Here is a 10,437-nt window from a genome sequence, read left to right as displayed (position 1 = left end):
CCTCGCAAGCGCCACGGCTTTCGCACCCCTGCCGAGATGCTCGAGAAGATACTGACCAAGACCGCTGACAACCACGGTGTTGCGTGACTACCTAGATTCCGCCGCACGTGCGTGTACCCCTGGTGCACCCGACCGGCCAGGCGTGCGGACGTCGACCACATCGTCGAGTACGACCACGAGGCTGAAGCCGAGGGCCGCGAGCAACCCGGCCCGACAACGACATCCAACCTTGCCGCGCTGTGCCGGTCACACCACCGGCTCAAGACCCACTCCGCCTGGACCTACACCATGGTCGCCCCCGGGGTGTTCGAGTGGACCACCCCGTTCGGCCACCGCTACCTCCGCGACCGCCACGGCACAGTCGTAGTCGCGCAGCCGCCCGACCGACCATGACCCCGCCCCGCACCCCGCCAGTCCCCGCGATGGCGGGGCACGACCACGTGGTCCCGGAGCACTGTCCGACCACGGCTCTAGCCTGAGTCCATGCGACGCTTCGACGACGAGGACCTCAGCGGCACGGAGTTCCGCGAGTGCGACCTGAGCCGGGTGCGCATGGTCGGAGTCGTCATGCAGGACGCCGAGATCGACGGCCTGGTCAGCAACCTCGTCGTCAACGGGGTCGACGTGATGCCCTACGTCGAGGCGGAGCTCGATCGTCGCCACCCCGTGCGCCTGCTGATGCGCTCCGACCGCCCCGCCGACCTCCAGGAGGCGTGGCGGCAGCTCCGGGATGGCTGGGCGCAGACCGTCGAGCACGTCCGGTCCATGCCCGACGGCAGCGAAGGTGTCAGCGTCGACGGCGAGTGGTCGATGGTCGACACCCTGCGTCACCTCGTGTTCGTGCACGACTCGTGGTTCCGGAGGTGCGTGCTCGGCCGCACCGAGCCGTTCACTCCCCTGGGCCTGTCGTCGTCGTCCATCACGACACAGGAGGAGAACGGCCTCGACCCCGCTGCACGACCGAGCCTCGACGAGGTCCTTGCGGTGCGGAGCCGGCAGTCCTCCGAGATCGAGGCCTGGCTGAGCGAGGTCACGCCTGACCGGCTTGCTCGCACAGCCCCGGTCCCTGACGACGGGCGGTGGCCGCCGTACGCGCTGGGGCGCACCGTGCGCCAGTGCCTGGGCACCGTTCTCGGCGAGGAATGGGCCCACCACGGGTTCTGCACACGCGACCTCGACACTCTGTCGGCCCAGCGCTAGGAACGGACGTGGACCTTCGCTGCGGTCCGGCCATCGCCAGTTCAGGTGATAGCGACCAGCAGGTGCGGAGTCACGGCGTGACGGCTGCGCGTCGCGCCTCGTCCGTGGTGGGATCAGCACGTGCCGTCCCGCGAGGAGATCGTCCGCCACCATGACGAGGCCGAGGTGGTCTACGTCGGCGCGTACCCGACGGGCTACGTCGTACGGATCGAGGAGCCCGACCCCACCTGGCCGCACCGCTACGCCGAGGTGGCGGAGCAGATCTCGGCCGCCCTCGGCGACCGGTTGCTCGACATCCAGCACATCGGCTCGACGTCGGTCCCCGGTCTGCCGGCGAAGCCCATCATCGACATCGACGTCGCGGTGGCCGACCCCGTCGACGAGGCGTCGTACGTCCCGGCGCTCGAGTCGCTCGGTCTCGTCCACTGGCTCACCGAGCCGGACTGGCACCAGCATCGCCTCTTCAAGATGCTGACCGAGCCACGCGTGCACGTGCACGTCTTCGGTCCCGACTGCCCGGAGCTGGTCAGGCACCGGATGTTCCGCGACTGGCTGACAGCGCATCCGGACGACCGCGAGGAGTACGCCGCCGCGAAGCGCTCCGCCCTCGCGCAGGTGGACACCCCGGGCGCCGAGCACGGGGCGCTGGGCTTCGGCATGCGCTACAACCTGGTCAAGCAACCCGTCGTGCGCGAGATCTACGAGCGCATGTTCCGCGCGGCAGGGTGGGCCTGAACCGCCAAAATCGGGCAGATTTCCGGTCCGTCGACGTGGGTCCGACCGAAATGCGCGCACTCTCGGCCCATGACGGGGGTCCAGGTGGAGCGAGCGCCGTGGGTCAGCGTGCTGGGGAGCATCGCTGACGACTTCGCCGCGCGCGCCCTGGCGCAGGAGCTGTTCCGCGACCGGGCGCGGCCCGGCACGGGGGTGCACCACCTGCACGCGCACTCCGCGACGCTGTGGCGTCAGGCGGAGAGCAGCCTGCGCGCCCGGATCGAGGAGCTGGAGCTCGGCTCGGGCTGAGTCCGGCTCAGAGGCCGAGGACCGCCGCACACACGAGGTAGGTCTCGGCGACGATGCCGGGCTCGTCGAGTCCCGATGGGTCCTCCGCGACCGCCAGCGAGCGGGCCAGCACCGCGGTGGAGGGATCGACGGCGGTCAGGTCGGCCGCGAGGTGTCGTACGACGACCGCGGCGTCGGTCGCCGACAGGGAGTCGAGGGCGAGGCTGTTGTGCAGCATCGTCGCGGCCTCGTCCATCAGCTCACGCGCGGTCTCCAGGTCGACCTCGGGTCGCGCCGCAGCCACCGCCGACGCAGCGGCCGCGAACTCGGCATGCACCAGGTCGTCCGTGCTCACCATGCACCGACGGTGACAGCCGACGGCAGTCGTCGGCAACCGAGTTCAGCGCCGAGCGCCACGGGCTGCGATGGCACTGCTGGTAATGGGTCGACCCTGCCCCCGACGGGGACAGGGTCGACAGTGCTCCGAGGGTGCTGGCTCAGCGCAGCACGCCGCACAGGGCCGGGTCGGTGGCCTCGGCCGGCAGGCTGGCGTCGAGCTCGCTGGCGCCCGCGCCGTCGAAGTCGTAGACGCCGTTGCCGTTGTGGTCGACACCGTGGATCACGATGACGCCCTTGCCGCTCTTGATGGCGCGCTGCACGGCGCCGGGGGTGAAGTTGATCGTCCGCTCGTACTTCTCGATGCCCTTCGGGGTGCTCGGGAAGCGGTCGACCGCGAGGCCGCTCTTCGGGCTCGTGTCACCCGACGTCGTCAGCGACTTCAGGATCGGACCGTAGGCCGGCACGCCCTCCGCCACGTTGAGGCGGTGGTCGAAGTTGTCATCGTCGAAGACGCTGGGGCACTCGTTGCGGGCGTCCGCGCCGAAGTGCAGGTGCTGGGCGTGGGGCAGGCCCTTGGCGAGCCGACGGGCGTCGATGCGCACGTGGGCCTTGTTGCCCTTGAACTCGACGTGCGCGTGGCCCGAGGCGCCGGAGTCGTTCAGCGGCTGCAGGTCGGCGGCGAGGTGCTTGCCCGCTGCCGGGGCCTTCGACTCGGTGGCGCTGCTGGCCTGCATGCCTGCGATGCCCGCGGTGCCTGCGAGGAGGAGACCGCCGAGACCGGCGTAGAGCTTGCGATGCTGCATGTGAACTCCTGGGTGTCGTCGAGGGTCTGGTTGGCCCTCACGCACCCAGTTCGGCACGACCGGTCCCGACGGATTGGTGCCGTCGCGGCAACCGGGCTCAGCGCCGGCTCACTCCCACTCGATGGTGCCCGGCGGCTTGGAGGTGATGTCGAGGGTGACCCGGTTGACCTCGGCCACCTCGTTGGTGATGCGGGTCGAGATTCGCTCCATCACGTCGTAGGGCAGGCGGGCCCAGTCGGCGGTCATCGCGTCCTCGGACGTCACCGGCCGGATCACCACGGGGTGGCCGTAGGTCCGCCCGTCACCTTGCACGCCGACCGAGCGCACGTCGGCGAGCAGCACGACCGGCATCTGCCAGATGTCGCGGTCCAGGCCGGCGCGGGTCAGCTCCTGGCGCGCGATCGCGTCGGCACGGCGCAGGATGTCGAGCCGGTCGGCCGTCACCTCGCCGATGATCCGGATGCCCAGGCCGGGGCCGGGGAACGGCTGGCGCCACACCATGTCGGCCGGCAGGCCGAGCTGCTCGCCCACCAGGCGCACCTCGTCCTTGAAGAGCGTGCGCAGCGGCTCCACGAGGGCGAACTCGAGGTCCTCGGGCAGGCCGCCGACGTTGTGGTGGGACTTGATGTTCGAGGTGCCGGCACCGCCGCCGGACTCGACGACGTCCGGGTAGAGCGTGCCCTGGACCAGGAAGCCGACCTTCTCGCCCTGGTCGGCGGCCTCGCCGAGCACCTGGACCTCGGCAGCCTCGAAGGCGCGGATGAACTCGCGGCCGATGATCTTGCGCTTCTCCTCGGGGTCGGTCACCCCGGCGAGGGCGGCAAGGAAGGTCTCGCGGGCGTCGTAGACGTGGAGGTTCACGCCAGTGGCGGCGACGAAGTCGCGCTCGACCTGCTCGGCCTCCCCCTCGCGCAACAGCCCGTGGTCGACGAAGACGCAGTGCAGCCGGTCGCCGATCGCGCGCTGCACGATGGCGGCCGCGACGGCGGAGTCGACGCCGCCGGACAGGCCGCAGATGGCCAGCCCGCTCTCGCCGATCTGCTCGCGGACGCGCTCGATCTGCTCCTCGGCGATGTTGAGCATCGTCCAGGTCTGTCGGCAGCCGGCGATGTGGTGCAGGAAGTGCTCGAGCACCTTCTGCCCGTGCTCGGAGTGCAGCACCTCGGGGTGCCACTGCACGCCGGCGAGGCCGCGGCCGACGTCCTCGAAGGCCGCCACCGGGGTGTCCGCGGTGGAGGCGAGGACGGTGAAGCCCTCAGGGGCCTTCGCGACGGAGTCGCCGTGCGACATCCACACCTTGTGCTCGACGGGGATGCCCTCGAGCAGCGTGCCCGACTCGGAGACCGTGACCGGCGTACGTCCGTACTCGCGCGCGCCGGTGTGGGCGACCTCGCCGCCGAGCCCGGACGCCATCAGCTGGAAGCCGTAGCACATGCCGAAGACGGGGACCCCGGCCGTGAAGACGTGGTTGTCGATGCCGGGCGCGCCCTCGGCGTACACGCTGGACGGCCCGCCGGACAGGATGATCGCCTTCGGGTTGCGCGCGAGCATCTCCTCGACCGGCATCGTGTGGGGCACGATCTCGGAGTAGACCCGCGCCTCGCGCACGCGACGCGCGATCAGCTGGGCGTACTGCGCGCCGAAGTCGACGACGAGGACCAGGTCGTGCTCTGCAGGCTGCGTCACGAGCGGAGTCTATCGAGCAAACGCACCAGGGCCCGGCCGGGGAGGGAGGGTTGGCCGGGCCCTGATGCTTGTGCTCCCAGCCGCCGCAGTGCAGCGTCCGAGAAGGAGGAGCCCGACCCTTGGGAGGGAGCATGACTGCCGGACCCCTCACCCGGCCCAACGACCCCTGTGGTGGCTGGTTACGGCCCCACCGGAGGAAATTCGCGCGTCAGCTGACGCCGACGATCGGCAGCCGCAGCGCACCCGGGGCGGCGTCGGGGACGACCGGGTTCTTCGGCTCGACGGGGACGACCTGGCGGTAGGTCGAGCCCAGCGCCGGGCGTGGGTCGGCCTCTCCCTTGTTGGGCCAGAAGGCCATCGCCCGCTCCGCCTGCGCGGTGATCGTCAGCGACGGGTTGACGCCCAGGTTCGCGGAGATCGCCGAGCCGTCGACGACGTGGAGGCCGTCGTGGCCGTAGAGCCGCTGCCACGGGTCGACCACGCCGGTCTGCGGCGAGTCGCCGATCGTGCAGCCGCCGATGAAGTGCGCAGTCATCGGCCGGTTGAACGGCTCACCGATGGTGCCGCCGGCCGTGCCACCGATGAGGTCCGCGACGCGGCGCACGGCGTCGTAGGCGACCGGGATGTAGGTGGGGTTGGGCGCGCCGTGGCCCTGCTTGCTGGTCATCCGCCAGCCGAACCGGCCACGGACCCCGACCGTGGTGATCGAGTTGTCGAGCGTCTGCATCACCAGCGCGATGACCGCGCGCTCGGACCAGTGCTTGAGGTCGTAGAGGCTCAGCGCGTCGCGTCGCTGCGCCCACAGCTCGCGCAGCCAGGTGCGCACCCGTGACGTCCCGGGCACGTCGTCGGCCAGCACCGTCTGCAGCAGCGCCATCGCGTTGGAGCCCTTGCCGTAGCGCACCGGCTCGACGTGGGTGACCTCGTCGGGGTGGAAGGAGGAGGTGATGGCCACGCCGCGGGTGTAGTCGACGGACCGGTCACCGGCCACGGCGCCGAGGATGGCCTCGGAGTTGGTGCGGGTCAGCATGCCGAGGCGGTCGCTGATGCCGGGCAGGTCCCCCTCACCCTTGAGCTGGTGGAGCAGCTTCTGGGTGCCGAGCGCGGCTGCGGAGAAGACGACCTGGTCGGCGGTGAACGTCTTGGTGGCCGTACGACGCGACAGCTTGGCCTTGGTCCAGCGCGCGGTGATCTCGTAGCCACCGCCGTCGCGGGGACGTACGCGCGTCACCGTGGTCAGCGGGTGCACGACCGCTCCCGCCTGCTCGGCGAGGTGGAGGTAGTTCTTGACGAGGGTGTTCTTGGCGTTGTGGCGGCAGCCGGTCATGCACTCGCCGCAGTTGAGGCACGCGTTGCGGGCCGGACCGACCCCGCCGAAGAACGGGTCCTCGACCCGCTCGCCCCCCTGTGCCTCCGGGCCGCCGAAGAAGACGCCGACCGGCGTCGGGTGGAAGGTCTCCCCCACGCCCATGTCCTCGGCGACCTGCTTCATCACCTCGTCGGAGGGCGTGTGGAGCGGGTTCTGGACCACGCCGAGCATGCGCTTGGCCTGGTCGTAGTAGGGGGCGAGCTCGCTCTTCCAGTCGGTGATGCGGGCCCAGGAGGGGTCGCGGTAGAACGCGTCGAGCGGCTCGTAGAGCGTGTTGGCGTAGACCAGCGACCCGCCGCCGACGCCGGCGCCGGCGAGGATCAGGCAGTCCTTGATGAGGTCGATGCGCTGGATGCCGTACATCCCGGCGGCCGGGGCGAAGAGCCACCGCTTGGCGTCGAACGACGTCGTCGGGAAGTCGCCGTCCTCGAAGCGGGCGCCCGCCTCGAGGACCCCGACGGTGTAGCCCTTCTCGGTCAGCCGCAGCGCGGTGACGGAGCCACCGAAGCCGGACCCGATGACGAGGACGTCGTAGTGCTGGACCTTCGCGGACGTGCTCATCAGGCCCGGCCCAGCTTGTTGAGCAGACGGAGCGACGCGGTGAGCACCTTGGCGTTGGTCTCCTCCGACATCCCGAACATCGGTGCAATCGGCACCAGCCGTTGGGTGGCCACCGACTGCGCCTCGGTGTAGCGGTGGATGCCCTCCACGCCCTGTCGTCGGCCCATCCCGGACTCGCGCATGCCGCCCATCGGTGCGCCGAGCGAGCCGAAGGTCGCGCCGTAGGCCTCGTTGACGTTGACCGTGCCGCACTTGATGCGGCGCGCGATCGCCCGGCCGCGGTCGGCGTCGCGGGTGTAGACCGAGGCGTTGAGGCCGTACTGACCGTCGTTGGCGCGCTCGATCGCCTCGTCCTCGCTGTGGAAGCGGTAGAGCGAGACGACCGGCCCGAAGGTCTCCTTGCCGAAGCACTCCATGTCGGCCGAGACGCCCTCGAGGATCGTGGGCTCGAAGACGAACGGCCCGAGCTCGGGGCGGTGGGTGCCTCCGGTGAGCACGGTGGCGCCCTTGGCGACCGCGTCGGCGACGTGGGCAGTGACGGTGTCGAGCTGCGCCTGCGAGATCAGCGACCCCATGTCGACCGACCAGTCGTGGCTCGCGCCGAGCGTCATCGCCCGGGTCCGCGAGACGAACGCGTCGACGAACCGGTCGTAGACCTGGTCGGCGACGAAGAGGCGCTCCATCGACACGCACAGCTGCCCGGCGTTGGAGAACACGGCTCGCACGGCGCCCTCCGCCGCCCGCTGCACGTCGGCGTCGCGCAGGACGAGCATCGGGTTCTTGCCGCCGAGCTCGAGCGAGCAGCCGATCAGCCGGTCGGCGCAGCCCTGGGCGATCTTCCGGCCGGTGGCGGTCGAGCCGGTGAAGCAGATGTAGTCGGCGTGCCCGACGATCGCACCGCCGACCTCGGGCCCGGGTCCGGCGACGACCTGCCAGAGCTCGGGCGGGAAGCCCGCCTCGTCGAGGAGCTGGGCGGCGAGCAGCGCGGTGAGCATGGTCTGGGCGTCGGGCTTGGCCACGACCGCGTTGCCGGCGAGGAGGGCCGGGAGGCCGTCGCAGAGCGCCATGGTGAGGGGGTAGTTCCAGGGCGAGATGATGCCGACGACGCCCTTGGGCACACGGTGGACCTCGGCGCGGGTGAGCACCGGGAACATGCCGCCGACGCGCTGGGTGTCGAGGTGCTGGTGGGCGGTGCGGGCGTAGTACCGCGCGGTCAGCGCGACGTGCGCGACCTCGAGGTAGGCGTCCTTGCGGGCCTTGCCGGACTCCCAGACCACGAGGTCGATGAGCTCGTCCTGGCGGTCGAGGAGGATGTCGTGCAGGCGGAGCAGCGTGGCCGCCCGGTGGTCGACCGGGGTGGCGGCCCACGCGGCCTGCGCACGACGCGCCCGCACGAACGCCTCGGCCACGTCGGCCGGGCTCGACTGCGGGACGTGCGCGAGCGGGGTGCCGCCGATCGGGGACGCCACGGCGTGCGTCTCGCCGGTCGTGCTGACCACGCGGCGCGTCAGGCCGGCGACGTACGAGCGATCGAGGCCGTAGGCGGCGGTGGCGTCGTGCTCGGGGTCGGCGGGGCCGTCGGTGACGGGGCCGGACAGGTGGCTGGGCTCGCTCATCCTCGCAGCGTAGGTCGCTGCCAGCGCCGTTGCTACCGGTTGGTCACTTCATCCCAACATTCGACATCTTGCGGCGATTTGTCAAAGGCGGGTCAGACGATGTCGGGCGCCTTGACCCGCGCCTCGTCCGCCTCCTGGTCGGTCGGCATCAGCTGGCTCTGCCGCTCGGCCTCGACGCGCCGCAGGTAGTGGTCGACCTCGTCGTCACGCTGCGCGTCGTCCCAGCCGAGCGCCTCGGCCATCAGCTCGGCCGCCGGCCGCGCCGCGGTGATGCCACGGTCGGGGGTCTCGATCGACACCCGCGTACGTCGTGCCAGCACGTCGTCGAGGTGCCGCGCGCCCTCGTGGGTGACGGCGTAGAGCACCTCGGCGCGGAGGTAGTGCTCGGCGCCGGGCAGCGGCTCACCCAGCTCGGGGCGCTCGTGGATCATCGCCAGGACCTCGTCGACCAGGCCGCCGTAGCGGCCCAGCAGGTGGTCGACCACCCCGACGTCCAGCCGCGACGAACGGCTCAGTGCGACCCGCTGGTTGGTGCGGGCCTCGTAGCCCCAGGCACCCATGAGCGGCACGCGGTCGGTGATCGAGGGGCGGATGTGCTCGAAGTCGCGGGTGGCGTGGTCGACGGCGTCGCGCGCCATCACCCGGTAGGTCGTCAGCTTGCCGCCGGCGACCAGCACCAGGCCGGGCACGGGGTTGGCGACCGTGTGCTCGCGGGAGAGCTTGGTCGTCTCCCCCATCTCCCCCTCCTTGCGCATCGGCTTGAGCAGCGGGCGCAGGCCGGCGTAGACCCCGATCACGTCGCGGTGGTCGAGCGGGTCGCGCAGCAGCGTGTTGACGTGGCCGAGGAGGTACTCGATGTCGGTCCGGCTCGCGGCGGGGTGCGCGAGGTCGAGGTCCCACGCGGTGTCGGTGGTGCCGATGATCCAGAACTGGCCCCACGGGATCACGAACAGGACCGACTTCTCGGTCTTGGTGATGAAGCCGCACTCGGAGCGGATCCGGTCGCGCGGCACCACGATGTGGATGCCCTTGCTGGCGTCGACGTCGAGCTGCGCCTGGCCGCCGATCAGGTCCTGCACCTCGTCGGTCCACACACCGGCCGCGTTGATGACCACCTTCGCGCGGATCTCGAGGTCGCGCTGTCCCTCGAGGTCGCGGGCACTCACGCCGACGACGCGGTCGCCCTCGCGCAGGAAGCCGGTGACCTTGGTGCGGGTCGCGATGTGGGCCCCGTTGTTGGCCGCCGTGCGCGCGATGGTCATCACCAGGCGCGCGTCGTCGACCTGGCAGTCGTAGTAGCGGATGGCACCGTGCAGACCCTCGGTCCGGATGTCCGGCGCCATCCGGGCGAGCTGCTTGCGGAAGACGTGCTTGTGCTTCGGCACGCCCATGTCGTACTTGCCCGTCATCGCCATGCCGTCGTAGAGCGCGATGCCGGCGCCGACGTAGGGGCGCTCCCACGCGTGGTGCAGCGGGTAGAGGAAGGGCACCGGGCGGACCAGGTGCGGCGCCAGCCGGGTGAGCAGCAGGCCGCGCTCCTCGAGGGCCTCCTTGACCAGCGCGAAGTCGAACATCTCCAGGTAGCGCAGGCCACCGTGGACCAGCTTGGAGGAGCGCGAGGAGGTGCCGGAGGCGAGGTCGCGCTGCTCGACGAGGCCGACCTTCAGCCCGCGCGTCACCGCGTCGAGCGCGGCACCCACGCCGACGATGCCACCGCCCACCACGAGCACGTCGAGCTCGCCCGAGCCGAGCTGCTGGAGCGCGTCCGCGCGCTGGTCGGCGTCGAGGGCCTTGGCAAGCGTCATGGCGCCATCCTCCCAGCCGGTCCGAAAGGCCGCCTCGTCGCGGGACCTCGGTCCAC

Annotated in this window: 10 protein-coding genes; 4 read left to right on the top strand and 6 right to left on the bottom strand. The window is 71.1% G+C overall.

Features of this window, described 5'->3' with window-relative positions; genetic code table 11:
* Positions 1-111: 111 nt before the first annotated feature.
* The 4 genes from ASC64_RS06300 (at position 112) to ASC64_RS06285 (ending at position 2,223) form a co-directional block, all read left to right on the top strand.
* Positions 112-393 carry an HNH endonuclease signature motif containing protein gene (locus tag ASC64_RS06300; RefSeq protein WP_056906691.1) on the top strand — a complete coding sequence of 94 codons (282 nt, stop codon included), beginning with the start codon at positions 112-114 and terminating at the stop codon, positions 391-393.
* Between the two features lie 90 nt (positions 394-483).
* Positions 484-1,200 (top strand): DinB family protein, encoded by a 717-nt coding sequence (locus tag ASC64_RS06295; RefSeq protein ID WP_056906690.1) that lies wholly within the window; start codon positions 484-486, stop codon positions 1,198-1,200.
* 120 nt (positions 1,201-1,320) lie between these two features.
* Complete coding sequence (locus tag ASC64_RS06290) at positions 1,321-1,935, top strand: GrpB family protein (RefSeq protein ID WP_056906689.1); 615 nt, start codon at positions 1,321-1,323, stop codon at positions 1,933-1,935.
* Between the two features lie 69 nt (positions 1,936-2,004).
* Positions 2,005-2,223, top strand: a complete 219-nt coding sequence (locus ASC64_RS06285; RefSeq protein ID WP_056906688.1) for a hypothetical protein — start codon at positions 2,005-2,007, stop codon at positions 2,221-2,223.
* Between the two features lie 7 nt (positions 2,224-2,230).
* Here the strand turns inward: ASC64_RS06285 and ASC64_RS06280 are convergent, their stop codons facing one another.
* The 6 genes from ASC64_RS06280 to ASC64_RS06255 form a co-directional block, all read right to left on the bottom strand.
* Entirely contained in the window at positions 2,231-2,560 is a 330-nt protein-coding gene (locus ASC64_RS06280; RefSeq protein ID WP_056906687.1) for a hypothetical protein, read from the bottom strand.
* A gap of 139 nt (positions 2,561-2,699) precedes the next feature.
* Positions 2,700-3,344, bottom strand: coding sequence for a hypothetical protein (locus ASC64_RS06275; RefSeq protein WP_056906686.1), 645 nt, complete (start codon positions 3,342-3,344; stop codon positions 2,700-2,702).
* Between the two features lie 108 nt (positions 3,345-3,452).
* Positions 3,453-5,030, bottom strand: coding sequence for a glutamine-hydrolyzing GMP synthase (gene guaA / locus ASC64_RS06270; protein WP_056906685.1), 1,578 nt, complete (start codon positions 5,028-5,030; stop codon positions 3,453-3,455).
* Between the two features lie 208 nt (positions 5,031-5,238).
* Positions 5,239-6,960 (bottom strand): GMC oxidoreductase, encoded by a 1,722-nt coding sequence (locus tag ASC64_RS06265; protein WP_056906684.1) that lies wholly within the window; start codon positions 6,958-6,960, stop codon positions 5,239-5,241.
* Complete coding sequence (locus ASC64_RS06260; protein ID WP_082550250.1) at positions 6,960-8,576, bottom strand: succinic semialdehyde dehydrogenase; 1,617 nt, start codon at positions 8,574-8,576, stop codon at positions 6,960-6,962. Before ASC64_RS06260 ends, ASC64_RS06265 begins: the two co-directional genes overlap by 1 nt.
* 92 nt (positions 8,577-8,668) lie before the next feature.
* Positions 8,669-10,381, bottom strand: coding sequence for a glycerol-3-phosphate dehydrogenase/oxidase (locus ASC64_RS06255; protein ID WP_056906683.1), 1,713 nt, complete (start codon positions 10,379-10,381; stop codon positions 8,669-8,671).
* Positions 10,382-10,437: the final 56 nt, after the last annotated feature.

This window comes from Nocardioides sp. Root122 (assembly GCF_001425025.1).
Taxonomy (GTDB): Bacteria; Actinomycetota; Actinomycetes; order Propionibacteriales; family Nocardioidaceae; genus Nocardioides.
This window is presented reverse-complemented; position numbering and strand designations above follow the sequence as displayed.